17 protein-coding genes are annotated in these 17766 nt (G+C 72.9%); 10 read left to right on the top strand and 7 right to left on the bottom strand.

Annotation, left to right across the window (positions count from 1 at the left end; genetic code table 11):
• Nucleotides 1-369: 369 nt before the first annotated feature.
• Genes ACPXB1_RS16945 through ACPXB1_RS16920 form a run of 6 tightly spaced genes read left to right on the top strand, consistent with a single transcriptional unit; the run spans nt 370 to nt 5707 of the window.
• Entirely contained in the window at nt 370-858 is a 489-nt protein-coding gene (locus ACPXB1_RS16945; protein WP_425735505.1) for a YbaK/EbsC family protein, read from the top strand.
• A complete protein-coding gene (locus ACPXB1_RS16940; RefSeq protein WP_425735504.1) occupies nt 855-1616 on the top strand; it encodes a monooxygenase in 762 nt (253 codons plus the stop codon). Before ACPXB1_RS16945 ends, ACPXB1_RS16940 begins: the two co-directional genes overlap by 4 nt.
• Nucleotides 1613-2164, top strand: coding sequence for a GNAT family N-acetyltransferase (locus ACPXB1_RS16935; RefSeq protein WP_425735503.1), 552 nt, complete (start codon nt 1613-1615; stop codon nt 2162-2164). Before ACPXB1_RS16940 ends, ACPXB1_RS16935 begins: the two co-directional genes overlap by 4 nt.
• Entirely contained in the window at nt 2161-3084 is a 924-nt protein-coding gene (locus ACPXB1_RS16930; protein ID WP_355593059.1) for a carotenoid biosynthesis protein, read from the top strand. Before ACPXB1_RS16935 ends, ACPXB1_RS16930 begins: the two co-directional genes overlap by 4 nt.
• The gene (locus ACPXB1_RS16925; protein WP_425735502.1) at nt 3081-4208 is read left to right on the top strand and encodes a glycosyltransferase; all 1128 of its coding nucleotides are present in this window, start codon (nt 3081-3083) and stop codon (nt 4206-4208) included. The genes ACPXB1_RS16930 and ACPXB1_RS16925 overlap by 4 nt, the downstream gene beginning before the upstream one ends.
• 11 nt (nt 4209-4219) lie before the next feature.
• Entirely contained in the window at nt 4220-5707 is a 1488-nt protein-coding gene (locus tag ACPXB1_RS16920) for a phytoene desaturase family protein (protein ID WP_425735501.1), read from the top strand.
• Nucleotides 5708-5734: 27 nt separating this feature from the next.
• On the opposite strand, the gene ACPXB1_RS16915 is transcribed toward ACPXB1_RS16920, so the two are convergent.
• Nucleotides 5735-6424 (bottom strand): CDP-alcohol phosphatidyltransferase family protein, encoded by a 690-nt coding sequence (locus tag ACPXB1_RS16915; RefSeq protein ID WP_425735500.1) that lies wholly within the window; start codon nt 6422-6424, stop codon nt 5735-5737.
• Nucleotides 6425-6468: 44 nt separating this feature from the next.
• On the bottom strand, nt 6469-7386 hold the full coding sequence (gene metF, locus ACPXB1_RS16910) for a methylenetetrahydrofolate reductase [NAD(P)H] (protein ID WP_355593067.1): 918 nt from the start codon (nt 7384-7386) through the stop codon (nt 6469-6471).
• A 250-nt stretch (nt 7387-7636) separates the two neighbouring features.
• On the opposite strand from metF, the gene ACPXB1_RS16905 reads away from it, so the two are divergent.
• Complete coding sequence (locus ACPXB1_RS16905) at nt 7637-8020, top strand: helix-turn-helix domain-containing protein (RefSeq protein ID WP_355593069.1); 384 nt, start codon at nt 7637-7639, stop codon at nt 8018-8020.
• 17 nt (nt 8021-8037) lie between these two features.
• Nucleotides 8038-9120: a polyprenyl synthetase family protein gene (locus ACPXB1_RS16900; RefSeq protein WP_355593071.1), complete on the top strand. Its 1083-nt coding sequence runs from the start codon at nt 8038-8040 to the stop codon at nt 9118-9120.
• Between the two features lie 156 nt (nt 9121-9276).
• Here ACPXB1_RS16900 and ACPXB1_RS16895 read toward each other — a convergent pair whose 3' ends face one another.
• Nucleotides 9277-9666 carry an Rv2175c family DNA-binding protein gene (locus ACPXB1_RS16895; RefSeq protein ID WP_355593073.1) on the bottom strand — a complete coding sequence of 130 codons (390 nt, stop codon included), beginning with the start codon at nt 9664-9666 and terminating at the stop codon, nt 9277-9279.
• A gap of 200 nt (nt 9667-9866) precedes the next feature.
• Here ACPXB1_RS16895 and pknB point away from each other — a divergent pair, with 200 nt between their 5' ends.
• Both pknB and ACPXB1_RS16885 read left to right on the top strand, forming a co-directional pair.
• Entirely contained in the window at nt 9867-11852 is a 1986-nt protein-coding gene (gene pknB, locus ACPXB1_RS16890; protein ID WP_355593075.1) for a Stk1 family PASTA domain-containing Ser/Thr kinase, read from the top strand.
• A gap of 1 nt (nt 11853) precedes the next feature.
• The gene (locus ACPXB1_RS16885) at nt 11854-12711 is read left to right on the top strand and encodes a deoxyribonuclease IV (protein WP_355593077.1); all 858 of its coding nucleotides are present in this window, start codon (nt 11854-11856) and stop codon (nt 12709-12711) included.
• A 68-nt stretch (nt 12712-12779) separates the two neighbouring features.
• Here ACPXB1_RS16885 and ACPXB1_RS16880 read toward each other — a convergent pair whose 3' ends face one another.
• The 4 genes from ACPXB1_RS16880 to ACPXB1_RS16865 all read right to left on the bottom strand — a co-directional run bounded on the left by ACPXB1_RS16880 (nt 12780) and on the right by ACPXB1_RS16865 (nt 17733).
• Complete coding sequence (locus tag ACPXB1_RS16880) at nt 12780-13808, bottom strand: threonine aldolase family protein (RefSeq protein ID WP_355593079.1); 1029 nt, start codon at nt 13806-13808, stop codon at nt 12780-12782.
• Nucleotides 13809-13928: 120 nt separating this feature from the next.
• On the bottom strand, nt 13929-15335 hold the full coding sequence (locus ACPXB1_RS16875) for a class II 3-deoxy-7-phosphoheptulonate synthase (RefSeq protein WP_355593081.1): 1407 nt from the start codon (nt 15333-15335) through the stop codon (nt 13929-13931).
• Between the two features lie 94 nt (nt 15336-15429).
• Nucleotides 15430-15939, bottom strand: a complete 510-nt coding sequence (locus tag ACPXB1_RS16870) for a nuclear transport factor 2 family protein (protein WP_355630820.1) — start codon at nt 15937-15939, stop codon at nt 15430-15432.
• Nucleotides 15940-16116: 177 nt separating this feature from the next.
• Complete coding sequence (locus ACPXB1_RS16865) at nt 16117-17733, bottom strand: glycosyl hydrolase family 18 protein (RefSeq protein ID WP_355630818.1); 1617 nt, start codon at nt 17731-17733, stop codon at nt 16117-16119.
• Between the last annotated feature and the right edge of the window lie 33 nt (nt 17734-17766).

Here is a 17766-nt window from a genome sequence, read left to right as displayed (position 1 = left end):
GGCGGGTTCGTCGCCCGCCGCCCGGGGGTCGTGGGCGGCGGGCGACGCTCCTGCCTGTCGGGACCGGGCTCGCGACTGCCCGGAAACCCAGGTGCGGCCCGCGGAGCCGCACCGCCCGGAGCTGGCGCCGCGAAACACCGCGCTCCGGCTGGTTGGAACGAGCGTACGAGGCAATCGAACACTCGTTCTAACTGCTGTTGACAGTACACCTCCCCTCCGACGAAAACGCAACGTGTGACGCGCCGACTGAACCCATCGGGCGTGGTGAGCCGCACCGACACCGCCGGCAGGGCGACACGACGCATGGCGACGCAGGGGTTCGGCGTGGCCGGCTGAGCCGTTCTCAGGCGGACCATGAAGAATGGCGACATGCAGCCACACCCGAACGTACGGGCGGTGCAGGACGCGCTCGACGGCACCGGTGCGCTCGACGGCGCCGGCCGACCCAGCACAGTCCGCCTGCTGCCCGACGCGGTGCACACCGCCGCCGCGGCCGCCGAGGCGCTCAGCGTCGAGGTCGGCCAGATCGCCAACTCGCTGATCTTCGACGCGGACGGCGCGCCACTGCTCGTCCTCACCTCCGGCGCGCACCGGGTGGACACCAACGGCCTGGCCACGTCGATCGGAGTCACCCGGTTGCGCCGGGCCACCCCGGAGTTCGTCCGGCAGCACACCGGGCAGCCGATCGGCGGGGTCGCCCCGCTCGGGCACCCGCAGGCACTGCGCACGCTCGTGGACACGGCGCTGGCGGCGTACCCGGAGATCTGGGCCGCGGGCGGCGTGCCGCAGGCGGTCTTCCCGACCACCTACGCCGAGCTGCTGCGGGTCACCGCCGGTACGCCGGCCGAGGTGGCGTGAGCGAACGAACCAGCGGGCACGCGAACGTCGTACCGGAGCTGGTCACCCTGCATGTGTGGCGGATCTCCCGCGGCGCGTTGCCCCGGGCGCTGACCAGGATGGCCGTGGATCCGCGCCGGCTGCGGGCACTGCCTGGCGTCCGGTTCGGCAAGCTGCTGGGCACCGGGACCGGCACCAGCTTCGGGCCGGGTGACGCCGACCTGACCCGGTGGGCGGCGTTGACAGTGTGGGACTCCCCCGCCGAGGCGGCCGGCTTCGACGGCTCGCCGGTGGGGCGTGCCTGGGCGCGGATCGCCCTCGCCCAGGTCCGGGTCGACCTGCGCCCGGTGAGCAGTCGGGGCGAGTGGTCCGGCCAGCAGCCGTTCGGCGATCCGCCGGGCGGCCGGGTCACCGGGCCGGTGCTGGCGCTGACCCGCGCCCGGTTGCGCGCCCGCCGGGCGGCCACCTTCTGGCGGGCCGTCCCGCCGGTGGCCGCCGCCCTGCGCGACGCACCAGGGCTGCTGGCCCGCTTCGGTGTCGGTGAGGCGCCGCTGGGGTGGCAGGGCACTGTCAGTGTGTGGCGCGACCCGACGGACCTGGTGGCGTTCGCGTACCGTCACCCGGAGCATCGGGCGGCGATCATGCGAACCCCCACCGCGGGCTGGTACGCCGAGGAGCTCTTCGCCCGATTCGAGGTACGCGACGTGGTCGGCGACCGGACGGTGCTCGGGTGGGTCGCCGACGACGACCCTGCAACGGTGAAGGGTGGACGGGCATGAGGTTGGTGCGCTGGACGCCGGACGATCTCGTCCGGCGGCTGGACGACGTGGTCGCCGTCTACGGCGAGGCGATGGGATACCGCACCGACCTGCTGGAGGCCCGGCGCGGCTACATGGCCACCCACGTCCGCCGGCCCGGCTTCCGGGCGGTGGCCAGCCTGACCAGCGAGGGGCACCTCGCAGGCTTCGGCTACGGCTATCTGGGCGGCCCCGGCCAGTGGTGGCACGACCAGGTGCACCGGGCGTTGGACATTTCGGCTCGCAAGCGCTGGCTCACCCACTGCTTCGAGGTGGTCGAGTTGCACGTCCGGCCACCGGCGCAGGGCCACGGGCTGGGTGCCGGCCAACTGCGGGCGCTGCTCACGATGGCCGAGGGCGACACCACGCTGCTGTCCACCCCGGAGGCCGAGGAGCAGACCTCGCGGGCCTGGCGGCTGTACCGGCGGTTCGGCTTCGTCGACGTGCTGCGTGACTTCCACTTTCCCGGTGACGAGCGGCCGTTCGGCGTCCTCGGTCGGGACCTGCCGCTCGAGCCCCCGACGTCATGACCAGGCGGATCTCCTGGACGCTGCTCGGCGTCCTGGTGCTCGCCCAGATCTGCTATCCGCTCACCGCCGGCGACACCCGGGCCGGGCTGACAGTGGCCACCGTCGTGCTCGGCTGGCTGCTCTCGGTCGGCCACGCGCTGCTCAGTCGCGGGCCCCGAGTCGCGGCGGCGCTGGTCGCGGTGGCCGCCGGCGGCGGGTTCGCGATCGAGGCGATCGGGGTGGCCACCGGTGTGCCGTTCGGCAGCTACGACTACTCCGGCGAGCTCGGCCCCAAGCTGGCCGGGGTGCCGCTGATCATCCCCCTGGCCTGGACCTGGATGGCCTGGCCGGCCTGGCTGGCCGCGGTCCGCCTGACCGGCGGCAACACCCCGACGGCCACCGCCCCGACGACCGGTGGCAACACCCCGACGGCCAGCGTCTCGACTGCCACCGGCAGCGCCCCGGCGACCGGTGGCGCGACGGTCGGTCGGTGGGTGGGGCGGATCGCGCTGGCCACTGTGGGGCTGGCCGCCTGGGATCTCTTCCTCGACCCGCAGATGGTCGCCGAGGGCTACTGGGTGTGGCGCAACGCCACCCCGGCGCTGCCCGGCCTGGCCGGTATCCCGGTCAGCAACTACCTGGGCTGGCTGCTCTTCGCGGTGCTGATGATGAGCGCGTTGCGCCCGCTGGCCGGGCCGGCCGCCGAGCGCACCGACAAGCGGGACCACCCGATGTTCGCGCTCTACCTGTGGACGTACTTCTCCAGCATCCTGGCCCACGCGGTCTTCCTCGACCTGCCCGCCTCGGCGCTCTGGGGCGCGGCCGGCATGGCGGTGACCGCCGTACCGCTGGCGGTGACCCTGCTGCGCGCCCGCCGGGCTGGCGACGCGTACGGCGACGACCACCAGCCGGCCCGCCCCGGCGTCGACGCGACCCGATGACCGTCCTGCTCGCCCTGCTGCTCGTGGTCGCCGTACTGACCGGGCATACCTGGCTCAACGCCGCCCGCTGGCTGCGCCGGCCCACCGACCGGCCGGACGAGGTCGGTGAGCCGGTGGCGGTGCTGCTGCCGCTGCGCGACGAGGCCACCCGGGTCACTCCGTGCCTGCGCGCCCTGCTCGCCCAGCGTGGCGTGCCCGGGCTGCGCATCGTGGTCCTCGACGACGGGTCCACCGACGGCACCGCCGACGTGGTCCGGGCGGTGGCCGGCGACGACCCGAGGGTCACACTGCTCAGCGGCGTCGCCCCGCCGCCGGGCTGGCTGGGTAAACCGCACGCCTGTTGGCAGTTGGCCACCCGGGCCGACCCGGAGGCCACAGTGCTGGTCTTCGTCGACGCCGACGTGGTGCTCGCCCCGCACGCCGTGGCCGCCGCCGTCACCGAACTGCGCGCCGCCCGCGCGACGCTGCTGTCGCCGTACCCCCGGATCGTTGTGGCGACGGCGGCCGACCGGCTGGTGCAGCCCCTGCTCCAGTGGCTCTGGCTGACGTTCCTGCCGCTGCGCGCGATGGAACGCTCGCGGCGGCCCTCGCTGGCCGCCGCTGGCGGGCAGTTCCTGGTGCTGGACCGGGCCGGCTACACCACCGCCGGCGGACACGCGGCGGTCGCCGACAAGATCCTGGAGGACGTCGAGCTGGCCCGGGCGGTCAAGCGGTCCGGTGGACGGATCGCCCTGGCCGACGGCTCCCGGCTGGCCACCTGCCGGATGTACGACGACTGGCCGCAACTGCGCGACGGGTACTCGAAGTCGCTGTGGGCGTCGTTCGGGCATCCAGGCGCGGCGGCCGCCGTCGTGGCGATGCTGCTGCTGCTCTACACCGCTCCGCCGCTCGTCGCGGTGGCCGGCGTGGTGGCCGGCGCGCCGACGGTCGCCGCCGTGGGCCTGGCCGGCTATCTGCTCGGGGTGGCCGGGCGGGTGCTCACCGCCCGGTCGACGGGTGGCCGGTGGTGGCCCGACGCGCTCGCACACCCCGTGTCGGTCGTGGTCCTCGGTTGGCTGACCCTGCGGTCGTACCATCTGCGAAAGCGACACCGCCTGACCTGGCGGGGCCGCCCGGTCAGCTAGGAGGACGCGGCATGGCGCGGATCGTGGTCGTCGGCGCCGGGGTGGGTGGCCTGGCCACCGCCGCCCGGCTGGCCGCAACCGGGCACCAGGTGACCGTCTTCGAGGCCGCCGACACCGTCGGCGGCAAGCTCGGCAGGTACGTGCACGACACCCCGGCCGGGTCGTTCCACTTCGACACCGGGCCGAGCCTGCTCACACTGCCCGAGGTCTTCGAGGACCTGTTCGAGGCCACCGGGGCGAAGCTCGACGAGTACCTGGACCTGACGCCGCTGGACCCGATCGTCCGGCACGTCTTCGAAGGCGGCGGTCCGACGTTGGACTCCTGCGCCGACCCTGTGGAGTTCGCCGGCCGGATCGGGGCCGCCTTCGGTGACCGGGCGGCGGCCGACTGGCAACGGCTGTGGCGGCGGGCCGCCCGGGTGTGGAACGCCTCCTCGCGGGACATCCTGCGCCGCGCCGTCGACTCCCCCCGCGACCTGGCGTCGCTGGCCTGGCGCGTCGGCGACCTGGCCGCCATCGCCCCGGGCCGCACGCTGCGTGGGCTGGGCCGCCGGCACCTGTCCGACCCGCGGCTGCGGATGCTGCTGGACCGGTACGCCACGTACACCGGCGCCGACCCACGCCGGGCGCCAGCAGCGCTCGTCGCGGTCCCCTACGCCGAGCTGGCGTTCGGCGGCTGGTACCTGCGCGGAGGGCTGGGAACCCTCGCCGACGCGCTGCTGACCCGCTGCCTGGACCTCGGCGTGGTCGTGCAGACCGGCGCCACCGTGACGCGGATCGACGCGGCTGGCGGCCGGGTGCACGGGGTACGCCTCGCCGGCGTCGCCGCGCCGGTGCCCGCCGACGTGGTGGTGGCGAATGTGGACGCGCTCACCGTCTACCGCGACCTGCTGCCGCACGCGCGCCGGCTGGCCGGGCTGAGCGACCGCAGCCTGGCCGGTTTCGTGCTGCTGCTCGGCGTCTCCGGCAGCACCGGGCTGGCCCACCACAACGTCTTCTTCCCGCGCGACTACGACGCCGAGTTCGACGCGGTGTTCGGCAACCCGGGGCGGGGCGTACGGGCCCGGCCGGCGGCCGACCCGACGGTGTTCGTCACCGTCGCCGACGACCCGACGGTCCGCCCGGCCGGGCACGAGGCATGGTTCGTGCTGGTCAACTCCGCGCGGCAGGGCACCGCCGCTGGCGCTGTCGACTGGCGGCGCCCGGGGCTTGCCGACGCGTACGCCGACCGGATCCTGGACGTGCTGGCGCAGCGCGGCGTGGACGTGCGCGACCGGTTGCTGTTCCGCGAGGTGCGCACCCCGGCCGACCTGGACGCGGCAACCGGAGCGCCGGGCGGCGTGATCTACGGCACCGCCGGTGGGCTGCTCCGCCCGGCCAACAGGGGCCCGGCGCACGGCCTGTGGCTGGTGGGCGGCTCCAGCCACCCGGGCGGTGGCCTGCCGATGGTGACCCTCTCGGCGCAGATCGTCGCCGACGAGATCGGCCCCGCCTGGTAGCCCTCTCGGCGCTGGCCGGTGCGGCGGTCAGCCGGCGTCGAGCAGCGCGCGGCGGACCGTGGAGAGCAACTGCCCCAGCCCGAAGGCGGCCAGCAGCACCCACACGGCGGTCGCCATGGTGATGGTGCCGGCTGCCAGATCCGGCTCGATCAGCCCGGACAACCCGGCGACAACCAACCCTGCCAGCGCTACCGAGACGCGGGTGGGTCGCTCGCCGACCGTCACGGCGCCGATCTCGCGCATGCCGGCGGAGACCGCGCGGGCACGGACGTACTCGTGCAGCCACGACAACGCGCCGCCCGCGACGACGAGCGCGCCCGGCGCGCCCACCAGCCAGAACGCCAGCAGCCAGGCCACCTCACCGAGCCGGTCAGCGAGCGAGTCGTAGACGTAGCCGAGCCGGGTGGTGCGGCCGGTGGCGACCGCCACCGCCCCGTCGACGCTGTCGGCCACCGCGGCGAACAGCACGAACAGCGCGGCGAGGAACGGCCCGTCCCCCGGCCGGGTCGCCAGCAACGGTACGCAGAAGCAGAGCAGCACCCCGGCCACTGTGACCGCCGTGGGGCCGACCCGCAGCCGGCCCAGCACATATCCGACGTGGTAGGAGAACCGCAGCCAGGCGCGCACCACCGGCGCGGCTGCCCGGGGGTCGAACCCGCCGTGCAGCCGCGCCCACGCCGTGGCGTAGTCGTCCCAGTTCAGCTGTGTGCCCACCACTGATCAACCGTCGTGTCGGGCATCAGGTGTCGCACGCGCCGTGTTCACACCCGCGCGCCGACCTTGAGGTTCTGCCACACCTCGCGGGTCGCTGTGGACCTGTTGAGGGTGATGAAGTGGATTCCCGGCACACCCTCGTCAAGCAGCCGGCGGCACATCTCACTGGCCTGCTCGATGCCGAGCCGGCGGACCGCCTCCGGGTCGTCGGCGACCCGCTCGAAGCGCGCCGCCAGCGCCGGCGGGAACGGCGCACCGGACAGTTGCACGGACCGTTCGATGGTGCCGATCTGGGTCACCGGCATCACACCGGCCAGGATCGGGGTGTCGCAGCCGGCCGCGGCCACCCGGTCGCGCAGCCGCAGGTATTCGTCGGCGTCGAAGAACATCTGCGTGATCGCGAACTCGGCGCCGGCCCGGCACTTGCGGACGAAGTGCGCGGTGTCGCTTGCCACGTCGACCGAACGGGGATGCTTGTACGGGAAAGCCGCCACGCCGACGCTGAAGTCACCGGCGTCGCGGACCAGACGCACCAGGTCCTCGGCGTAGTCGACGCCCTCGGGGTGCCGGACCCACTCGCCGCCCGGGTTACCCGGCGGGTCACCGCGTACCGCCAGCACGTTGCGCACCCCCACCCCGGCGAGCCGGCCGATCACGTGCCGCAGCTCGGCGACGGAGTGGTTGACGGCGGTCAGGTGGGCCATCGGCAGCAGGGTGGTCTCGGTGGCGATCCGCTCGGTCACCGCGACTGTGGTGTCCCGGGTCGACCCGCCCGCGCCGTAGGTGATCGACACGAACGACGGGCGCAGCGACTCCAACTCGCGGATCGCCTGCCAGAGCAGCCGCTCACCCGCCTCGGTCTTGGGCGGGAAGAACTCGAACGAGAAGGTCGGCTGACGCTCACGGATGAGCTCCCCGATCGCCGGCTGCGGATTGGGGAGTACCGAGGGAAGACCGAGCGCCACGACCCCGACTCTAGCGGGCGACGCCATCGGCACCCAGGTCCTTCCCACCGCCTCCCACAGTTCGGCGGGCGCGTGCCGGCCCGGTGGAGGGAAGCCGTCGTACCCCCGGGGTAGGAAGAGGGGGCGCGGGAGGGGCGGCGGGGGCGGCCCGGCATCCGGCGCGGGGGTCGCACAGCCGAGAGGTGGCACCGGTCCCGCCCGTGGGCGGGCGGGGTGCCGCCGCCGCACCGACGCCCCGCCGGGAGGCCCCATGACCTCGCTCACATCACCGCGCCCCACACAGCTCGGACCGCTGCTGGCCCGGTGCCGGCGGGCCCGGGGTTGGAGCCAGCAGCGCACCGCCGCCGAGTTGTGTGCCGCCGCCGGCGTGCCGACCTTGAGCAGACACGAGGTGTCCCGGTGGGAGCGGCAACGACGCGTACCGGGAGGGTTCTGGCTCGGTTGGCTCGCCGTCGTGCTGGACGTGCCGCTCGTGGTGCTCGCCGAGGCCGCCGCGAGCACCCGACGCGTTGGTCCGCACCGCGCCGTCGGGCCAGGCCGGGCGGGTGCGGCGGGTACGCGGCCGACCGGCCGGGCCGTCCCCGCCCGCGCGCCGGCGGGAGCACGTGTGGCGGTACAACGTCGGCCGCGGTGACCCGCTAGCGTCGTGGCGTGACCCACGCTGCTCCCGTGTCCCCCGTCGACCGTGCCGGCCTGCGGCAGCGGGTCGACAAGGCCCTCACCGACTTCCTGGCCGACCAGCGGGCCCGGCTGGCCCGGGTGGACGACGCCCTCGTCCCGGTGGCGGAGGCCATCGAGGCGTTCGTGCTCGGCGGCGGCAAGCGCCTGCGGCCGGCCTTCGCGTACTGGGGGTTCCGAGGTGCCGGCGGCGTGGACGCCGAGCCGGTCGTCACCGCCCTGGCCGCGCTGGAGTTCGTGCAGGCCAGCGCGCTGATCCACGACGACCTGATGGACCGCTCCGACACCCGGCGCGGTGAGCCCGCTGTGCACCGGCGGTTCGCCACCCGGCACCGGGCCGCCGGCTGGGGCGGCGACCCGGACGGCTTCGGTGACTCCGCCGCGATCCTGCTCGGTGACCTCTGCCTCGTGTGGTCCGACGAGTTGCTGCACTCCGCCGGCCTGGACCTGCGGGCGGCGGCACGGGCCCGGCCGGTCTTCGACGAGATGCGCACGGAGGTCACCGTCGGGCAGTACCTCGACGTGCTGACCCAGGTCACCGGCGACACGTCGGTGGAACGGGCCAGCAAGGTGGCCCGGTACAAGTCGGCGAAGTACACGGTCGAACGGCCGTTGCTGCTCGGCGCCGCGCTCGCCGACGCGCCGGAGGACGTACGGGCCACCTACTCGGCGTACGGGCTGCCGTTGGGTGAGGCGTTCCAGTTGCGCGACGATGTACTGGGGGTCTTCGGCGACCCGGCGCACACCGGCAAGCCGGCCGGCGACGACCTGCGTGAGGGCAAGCGCACGTACTTGGTGGCGGCGGCAGTGGAGGCCACCGACGACGCGGGCCGGGAGCTGCTGCTGAGCCGGCTCGGCGACCCGAACCTCGACGAGCAGGGCGTGACCCGGCTCCGCGAGCTGATCACCGCGAGCGGTGCGCTGGCCCGCACCGAGCAGCGGATCACCACGCTCACCGACACGGCGCTGGCGGCTCTCGCCGCCGTGGACCTGGACACCGAGGCCCGCCAGACCCTGGTGGACCTGGCAATAGCAGCAACCCGCCGAACCGACTAACCCGCCCCGCCCGCTCCCCGCTCCCCTCCCCTTCACCCCCCCTGGTTGATCATGAGGTTAGCGGCGGCTACACGCCGGCACGGGCACGCCAACCTCATGATCAACTCCGGAGGGCGGGGGCGAGGGCGGCGGGCGGGGCGGGGGCAGCGGGCGGGGTTAGAAGGCTTGGGCTTGGGCTCGGCGCTTTACCTCGCGGGCGTGGTCGCCGGAGAGGGCTGCGGCCGGGGTGCCGCCGCGCAGGGTGTCGTCGGGCTCGTAGAGCCAGCGCAGCGCCGCCTCGTCGTCGTAGCCGTTGTCGGAGAGCAGGTTGAGCACACCGGGCAGGTGTTTGAGCACGATCTCGTTTGCCACCAGGTCCGCCGGCACCCGGCGGACGCCGTCGCGGCGGACCGCCAGCAACTCGCGGTCGCGGATCATCTGGTGCACCTTGCTTATCGAAACGTCGAGGCGCTCGGCGACGTCGGGCAGGGTGAGCCAGCCGGCCGGGTCGGTGGGGCCGGCAAGCTCGGGGCCGGGCACGGCCTCAGCGGGTACGGGTTCGGTCACCCGATCACCCTGCCACGCCGCCGACCCGGGCAGCCAGCGGCACCCCGTACGGCCCGCTCCGACCAGCCCGGGAAGCATGGATGAGCAGCGGATCAGTGGCTGAGACGAGGTGCCCGACCTCGGCGGGACGGGCCGGCGGTACCCCCAGGCTGTAGCATCCTGTTCTACCTTCGCCCTCTGGACACATAGACTCCCTGCCGATGGACACACAGGTCGCCGACACGTTGCTGGGCTCGCTGATCGACGGGCGCTACCGCATTCGCGGTCGCGTGGCCCGTGGCGGCATGGCGACCGTGTACACCGCAACCGACGAGCGTCTCGAGCGCACCGTCGCTGTCAAGATCATTCATCCGACGCAGGCGCCCGAGGCCCGTACCCGGATCGCCAACTTCGTGGCCCGGTTCACCGACGAGGCCAAGACGATCGCCCGGTTGACCCACCCCAACGTGGTGGCGGTCTACGACCAGGGCACCCACGCCGGCCTGCCGTACCTGGTCATGGAGTACGTCCGCGGTCGCACGCTGCGCGACGTGCTGGCCGAGCGGCGCCGGCTCAACCCCGACGAGGCGCTGGCCATCGCCGAGCAGATGCTCGCCGCGATCGGCGCCGCACACCGGGCCGGTCTGGTCCACCGCGACGTCAAGCCGGAGAACGTGCTGGTCGCCGAGGCGCCCACCGGCGGCGTCGCCAACCTGGTGGACAGCGTCGTCAAGGTGGCCGACTTCGGGTTGGCCCGCGCCGTCGAGGCGAGCGCCGACGACGAGCAGGGCACCCAGTTGATGGCAACCGTTGCCTACGTCGCCCCGGAGTTGGTCACCGAGGGTCGGGCCGACCCGCGTACCGATGTCTACTCCGCCGGGATCGTGCTGTTCGAGATGCTGACCGGTCGGGTGCCCTACGACGGGGACCGCCCGGTGGAGGTCGCCTGGCAGCACGTCGACCGGGACGTGCCGGCGCCCTCGACGCTGGTGCCCGGCCTGCCGACGGTCCTCGACGGCCTGGTCCAGCGGGCCACCCGACGCGATCCCGCCGCCCGGCCCGCCGATGCCGGCGCGCTGCTGGCCGAGGTGCAGGTCGCGCGGGACCAGTTGGGCGACATCAACAGCAGCACCGCTGTGCTGCACCGGGTGGCCGACGACACGTCGGTCTCCCAGCCGACGATGATGGTCGCCACTGTCCGCCCGGCCGAGCGTCCGACGTGGGCGCGGCTGCCGGAGGGCAGCGGCCAGGGGCCGGGCCGACGGCGGGCCGCCCCGGAGCCGTCGGAGGGTCTGGGGGCCCGGCTCGCCGCGCTGCGCAGCACGGTGATGGGCCACCCGCAGGGCCGGCTGGCCGTCGCGGCCGTCGTGGTGACGCTGGGCCTGGTGGCCGCGCTCGGCGGCTGGTGGTTCGGTGTCGGCCGGTACACGTCCGCCCCGCAACTGGTGAGCCTGAGCAGTGCGGACGCGCAGGCGCAGGCCGACCGCGCCGGCCTCAAGCTGGCGTACGGGGAGCCGCGCTATGACGAGCAGGCCCCCAAGGACAGCGTGCTGGAGCAGAACCCCGCGTCGTCCGCCAAGATCGTCAAGGGTGGCACGATCACGCTGACCCTCTCCCTCGGCCCGGAACGCTTCCCGGTGCCGGACGTGATCGGCAAGGAGTACGAGCTGGCCGAGGCGGACCTGCTCAACGCGAAGCTGGTGGTGGCCAAGGGCGCTTCCCGCTATGACGACACCCTGCCCGCCGGCGTCGTCCTGGACAGCAACCCGAAGGTCGGCGCCGAGGTCAAGCCGGGCACGAAGATCACCCTCGTTCTGAGCCGCGGCCGGGCGCCGATATCGGTGCCGAACCTGGTGGGCAAGAGCCTCACCGAGGCCCGGGCCACCCTGTCCCGGCTCGGCCTGGTGGCGGTGGAGACACCAAAGGACTCCGACAAGCCGAAGGACGAGATCCTCGGCCAGAGCCCGGCCGACGGCACCGGCGTGGAGAAGGGCACCCAGGTCAAGCTGGAGGTCAGCAAGGGCCCACCGCTTGTCGTCGTGCCCCGCGTGGTCGACCTGCCCTGCCAGCAGGCCAAGCAGGTGCTGGAGGGCCAGGGCTTCCCGGTGGCGATCCAGTTCAACCCGAACGCCACCGTGCGCTTCCAGACTCCGGGTGAGAATTCGCAGGTGCCGCCGGGCACCCAGGTCACGATCGGATGCCTCTGAGATGCCGGTGACCCCGGTCGGCGCACACACCCCCACCTCCGGCGGGTTGGCGAAGGCCGCCCTGCCGTACGTCGACGCGACAGGCGCCGAGGTGGTGCAGGTCTACGTCTCCAACTCGCGGGGCTGGGCGTTGCCCCCGGGCGACCCGGCGCAGGACGCGCGGTTCCGCGACGGTTGCGCCGAGCGGGGCATCCCGGCGTTCATCCACGCCTCGCTGCTTGTGAACCTGGGTTCCCCCACGCCGGGCACCGTCGAGAAGTCGGCGCAGACGTTGGCGCACGCGCTGCGCCGGGGCGTGGCGATCGGCGCTCGGGCTGTGGTGTTCCACGCCGGCAGTTCGGTCGACGAGGGGTACGCCGAGACGGCGATGCGGCAGGTCCGTGCGGAGCTGCTGCCCCTGCTCGACTGGGCCGCCGAGGCTGGCGGACCGATGCTGCTCGTGGAGCCGAGCGCGGGCGGCGGCCGGTCGCTCGCCTCGCGCGTGGAACAGCTCGGCCCCTACCTCGACGCGGTGGACCGGCACCCCATGCTCGGGGTCTGCTTCGACACCTGCCATGCCTGGGCGGCCGGGCACGACCTGGCTGCCGAAGGCGGCATGACGGCGACACTCGACACGCTTGTGGCCACTGTGGGTGCGGATCGGCTGCGGCTCGTGCACGCCAACGACTCGAAGGATCTGTGCGGCTCCACACGTGACCGGCACGAGAACATCGGCAAGGGCACCATCGGTGAGCCGGCCTTCGCGGAGCTGATGACCCACCCGGCCGTCGTCGGCGTCCCGATCGTCGTGGAGACCCCCAGCGAGCAGCAACTGGGCCACACCGCCGACATCACAACGCTGACCCGCCTGCGCCCCTGAAACTCCCATGCGGTTGGCAACGCGACGCCGCCAACCTCATGATCAACAGGTAGGGCCGGCAGGTGAGGTCAGGCGGACAGGACGCGGGTCAGCGCCGTGCTGGCCTGGGTCACCGCGTCGTCGTCGATGCCCAGGTAGGTGACCAGGCGAGCGGTGCGCGGGCCGAGCACCGAGATGAGTACGCCCTGCTCCCGGGCCGCGGCGGCCAGAGCGCGGGCGTCCAACGCGTGCTTGGTGAGATCCAGGAGGACGAGGTTGGTGCGGACCGCGGTGGCGAGCACACCAAAAGGCGCGACCGCCTCGGCGAGCCGGGCCGCTCGGGCGTGGTCCTCCGACAGCCGGTCGACGTGGTGCGCGAGCGCGTACCGGCCGGCGGCCGCGAGGATGCCAGCCTGACGCATGCCGCCGCCCATCCGCTTGCGGATCATCCGGGCGCGTTCGATCTTCTCGGCGCTGCCCACCACGAGCGAACCGACAGGCGCGCCGAGGCCCTTCGACAGGCAGACCGACATCGTGTCGAAGAGCCGGCCGTACTCGATCAGGGGCACCCCGTCGGCGACGTGCGCGTGCCAGATCCGGGCGCCGTCGCAGTGCAACGCCACCCCTGCCGCGTCGGCGACACCGCGCAGTTCACGCAGCGTCGCCAACGGGATCACACCGCCGCCGCCCCGGTTGTGGGTCTGCTCCACGGCGATCGCACGGGTGGGGACCGCGAAGTAGCCGTCCGCGCGGACCATCCCGGCGACCGTCTCCGGGTCGATGTCCGCGCCGACCGCCGGCCAGGTCCGCGAGGAGATGCCACCGTACGCGGCAGCGGCCCCGATCTCGTACGTGACGACGTGCGCGTCGGCGTCGCAGAGCAGCTCTTCACCGGGTGGCACCAGCAGTTGCAGGGCGATCTGGTTGGCCATCGACCCGCTCGGGGCGAACAGCGCCGCCTCGTGCCCGAACAGCGCGGCGACCTCGGCCTCCAGCGCGTTGAGTGTCGGGTCCTCGCCGTAGACGTCGTCACCGACCTCGGCGGTGGCCATCGCCTCCCGCATGCCGGCGGTCGGCCGGGTCAACGTGTCGGAGCGCAGGTCGACAAGGTCAGCCACGGTCATTCCCCTCGGCCGCCGACTGCGGGGCTCGCAAACCCGGCTCACTCCTCGCGTCAGCCACGGTCATTCCCCTCGGCCGCCGACTGCGGGGCTCGCAAACCCGGCTCACTCCTCGCGTCAGCCACGGAGCATCTCCGCCACGAGGAACGCCAGCTCCAGCGACTGCTGGGTGTTGAGTCGCGGGTCGCACGCGGTCTCGTACCGGTCGGGGAGGTCGAGGTCCTCGATGCCCTGGGCGCCGCCCAGGCACTCGGTGACGTCCTCGCCGGTCAGCTCGACGTGCAGGCCACCGGGGTGGGTGTCAAGCCCTCGGTGCACCTCGAAGTAGCCGAGCACCTCGTCGACGATGCGGTCGAAGTGCCGGGTCTTGTAGCCGTTCGACGACTCGTGGGTGTTGCCGTGCATCGGGTCGCACTGCCAGACCACCTTGGCGCCGGAGGCGGTGACCTTGGAGACGATCGGCGGCAGGGCGTCGCGTACCCGGTGGTTGCCCATCCGGCTGATCAGGGTGAGCCGGCCGGGGATGTTGTCCGGGTTGAGCTTCTCGCACAGCTCGATGGCCTCGTCCGGGGTGGTGGTCGGGCCGAGCTTGACGCCGATCGGGTTCGCGATCCGGGAGATGAAGTCGATGTGCGCGCCGGTGATCTGCCGGGTGCGCTCGCCGATCCACAGGAAGTGCCCGGAGAGCCCGTACGCCCGCTTGTCGGAGACCCGGGTGAGCGCCCGGTCGTACTCCAGGGCGAGGGCCTCGTGGGAGCAGTAGAGGGTGACGGTCCGCAGCGCCTCGTCGTCGGTCATCCCGCAGGCCCGGATGAAGGCAAGCGCGCGGTCGATCTCCCGGGCGATCGCCTCGTAGCGCTCCCCCGCCGGGGAGTTCTTCACGAAGCCCTTGTTCCAGTCGTGCACGGCGTGCAGGTCGGCGAGCCCACCGGCGAGGTACGCCCGGAGCATGTTCATTGCCGCCGCCGAGTTGGCGTACGCCCGGATCATGCGCTGCGGGTCGGCGACGCGGGCGGCCGGGTCTGCCTCCAGCGAGTTGATCATGTCGCCGCGGTAGGCGGGCAGGCCACGGGCGTCGGTCGGCAGCGAGCGAGGCTTTGTGTACTGGCCGGCGACCCGGGCGACCTTGACCACCGGAAGCGACGCGCCGTAGGTGAGCACGATCGCCATCTGGAGCAGGGTGCGGGCGTTGGCAAGCAGGTGGCTCTCGGTGTTGTCGACGAACGTCTCGGCGCAGTCGCCACCCTGGAGCAGGAACGCCTTGCCCTCGCAGACGAGGGCGAGCTTCTGCCGGAGCTGGTCGACCTCGTAGGGCGCGACGACCGACGGCACGGTGTCGAGGACCTTGCAGACCTCGGCGACGGCCGCGGGGTCGGACCACGGCGGAACCTGCTCGCGGGGCAGCTCCCGCCAACGGTCCAGGCCGAGCGCGGCGTCCTCGGCGGAGTCGGCGGTCGGGCGACTGGTCTGCAGACCCGGGCTACCGAACCCGGGATGGCTCAACTGATGCCACTCATGGCGCATGACAGAAAGCCTACGGCGGCCGTCGGCGCACCCGGGCGGCGAGGGGGACGGTTCCGCACGTTGGGAGATCGATCCCGCCGGAAAAGGGCGCGACTCAGGACACCGGAGACGGCACGGCGGTCGGCGACGCGCTTCCGGCCGGCACGCCACCGGGAGCCTCTGCGGCGATGCACCAGTCGCCACCGTCACGGGTGACGGTGAACACCAACGGACGGGTGATCTTCTTCTTGCCCGCGGTGACGGAGACCGAGACGCTCACCTCCTGCCCACGCGGCGAGGACCGGACGTCGGCGATGGACGCCTCGGGCACCGTGAAGTGGTCGGCGAAGTCACCGTTGGGGCCGGTCGCGGCAAGGTCGAAGCTCTCGTGCAGCAGCGCGCAGAGCTGGCTCCGGCCGGCGGCGACGTCCTTGGCGATCATCGCGTCGAGGTACGCCTGCACGCGCTCGCGGGACCGGGTGGCGGCTTCCTCGGCCGGCGCCCGCTCGGGCTTGGCTGCCGACTCGTCCTTGTCGCCGCCGCCGATCCCGCAGCCGACCAGCGCGGCCGGGAGCAGCACGAGCCCGGCGGCGGTCGCCGCCATCCTGCGGTGGGTCGGGCGCATGCCACCTCCGTCGACGGGATCGAGATGTGCCGAGCCGCGAGTCTGCCATATCGCAGCGGAACCGCCCAAGGCCGGCGGCCCGGCCGACGCTTGGCGTCGACCGGGCCGCTTCGTCACGGGCGGGAAGGGACGGTGCGGGTCCCTCCCCGCCGTGTGGGTGTTGCGTCGGCGCTCGGCTCAGCCGAGACCGCCCTTGATGGCGCCGATGAGCTCGCCGTTGCTCGTGTCACCGGAGAGTTCCCAGAAGAACGCGCCACCGAGGCCCTGGTTCTTCGCGTACGTCATCTTGCCGTTGATTGTCGACGGGGTGTCGTAGCTCCACCAGTTGCTGCCGCACTTGGCGTAGGCGGTGCCGGCGATCGTGCCGGTGGCCGGGCAGGTGTTCTTGAGGACCTTGTAGTCCTCGATGCCGGCCTCGTAGGTGCCCGGCGCCGCGCCCGTGGCGCTGCCGCCCGGAGCAGCCTGCGTGACGCCCGTCCAGCCCCGGCCGTAGAAGCCGACGCCGAGCAGCAGCTTGTTGGCCGGGATCCCCTTGCTCTTGAGCTTCTGGATCGCCGCGTCGGAGTTGAAGCCCTGCTGCGGGATGCCGGTGTACGAGGTCAGCGGCGAGTGCGGGGCGGTCGGGCCCTGGGCGTTGAACGCGCCGAAGTAGTCGTACGTCATCGGCATCAGCCAGTTGAGGTTGCCGATGGCCCCGGCGTAGTCGGTGGCGTCGATCTTGCCGCCGTTGCTGCCGTCCGCGGTGATGGCGGCGGTGACCAGGGCGTTGGAGCCGAACTTCGACCGTAGCGCGCTGATCACGTTCTTGAAGGCGTTCGGGCCGCTGCTGTCACAGGTCAGGCCGCAGGCGTTCGGGTACTCCCAGTCGACGTCGATGCCGTCGAAGACGTCCGCCCAGCGCGGGTCCTCGACCAGGTTGTAGCAGCTCTCGGCGAACGCTGCCGGGTTCTGCGCGGCCTGGGTGAAGCCGCCGGACCAGGTCCAGCCGCCGAACGACCAGATCACCTTGAGGTGCGGGTTCAGCTGCTTGAGCTTGCGCAACTGGTTGAAGCTGCCGCGCAGCGGCTGGTCCCAGGTGTCGGCGACACCGTCGACACTGTCCGCCGCCGTGTACGCCTTCTCGTAGTCGGCGTAGCTGTCACCGATCGAGCAGCGGCCGCCGGTGGTGTTGCCGAAGGCGTACAGGATGTGGGTCAGCTTGGCGGCCGAGCCGCTGGTCTGGATGTTCTTGACGTGGTAGTTGCGGGCGTAGACGCCCCACTCGGCGAAGTAGCCGACGACCTTCTTGCCACCCGTGTTCGGCGGTGGCGTGGTGGGCGGGGCCGTAGTGGGCGGGGCCGTGGTCGGCGGGGCCGTGGTGGGCGCTGCCGTGGTCGGCGGGGTGGTCGGGGTGCCGCCACCGCACGGTGCGCCGTTGATTGTGCAGTTCAGCGGCGCCTTGTACGCGCCGGTGCCGTTGTAGCCCCAACTGAAGGAGGCGCCCGGGGCGAGGCCGCCGGCCCAGCTCTTCTTGACCGCCACGTAGTGGTTGCCGCTGCTTGTCACGTCGGCGTCCCAGGCGCTGCTGATGGTGGTGCCCGACGGCAGGTCGAACTCGATGCGCCAGGTGCTGACGGTGGCGCTGGAGCCGTTGGTGACGGTCACCTTCGTCTCGTGACCGGTCCCCCAGTCCTGCGCCTTGGCGAACGTGGCGGTGACAGTGCCGGCGCCGAACGCGGTGGTCATCGGCACCGCTGCGACGGTCACGGCGACCACGGCACCGGCCCAGAGGGCTCGGCGGAGCGATCTTTTCATGAGGCGTCTCCCGAACTGTTAGGAAACTTTCCA

This window comes from Micromonospora sp. DT68 (assembly GCF_049847245.1).
Lineage (GTDB): Bacteria > Actinomycetota > Actinomycetes > Mycobacteriales > Micromonosporaceae > Micromonospora > Micromonospora profundi.
This window is presented reverse-complemented; position numbering and strand designations above follow the sequence as displayed.

Bases quoted from the DNA above. Each gene is read 5' to 3' on its own strand.
- ACPXB1_RS16905 (WP_355593069.1), top strand. From the start codon at position 7,637: ATGACCTCGCTCACATCACCGCGCCCCACACAGCTCGGACCGCTGCTG.
- ACPXB1_RS16870 (WP_355630820.1), bottom strand. From the start codon at position 15,939: ATGCGCCCGACCCACCGCAGGATGGCGGCGACCGCCGCCGGGCTCGTG.
- ACPXB1_RS16865 (WP_355630818.1), bottom strand. From the start codon at position 17,733: ATGAAAAGATCGCTCCGCCGAGCCCTCTGGGCCGGTGCCGTGGTCGCC.
- ACPXB1_RS16925 (WP_425735502.1), top strand. From the start codon at position 3,081: ATGACCGTCCTGCTCGCCCTGCTGCTCGTGGTCGCCGTACTGACCGGG.
- ACPXB1_RS16920 (WP_425735501.1), top strand. From the start codon at position 4,220: ATGGCGCGGATCGTGGTCGTCGGCGCCGGGGTGGGTGGCCTGGCCACC.
- ACPXB1_RS16875 (WP_355593081.1), bottom strand. From the start codon at position 15,335: ATGCGCCATGAGTGGCATCAGTTGAGCCATCCCGGGTTCGGTAGCCCG.
- pknB (WP_355593075.1), top strand. From the start codon at position 9,867: ATGGACACACAGGTCGCCGACACGTTGCTGGGCTCGCTGATCGACGGG.
- ACPXB1_RS16935 (WP_425735503.1), top strand. From the start codon at position 1,613: ATGAGGTTGGTGCGCTGGACGCCGGACGATCTCGTCCGGCGGCTGGAC.
- ACPXB1_RS16945 (WP_425735505.1), top strand. From the start codon at position 370: ATGCAGCCACACCCGAACGTACGGGCGGTGCAGGACGCGCTCGACGGC.
- ACPXB1_RS16930 (WP_355593059.1), top strand. From the start codon at position 2,161: ATGACCAGGCGGATCTCCTGGACGCTGCTCGGCGTCCTGGTGCTCGCC.
- ACPXB1_RS16885 (WP_355593077.1), top strand. From the start codon at position 11,854: ATGCCGGTGACCCCGGTCGGCGCACACACCCCCACCTCCGGCGGGTTG.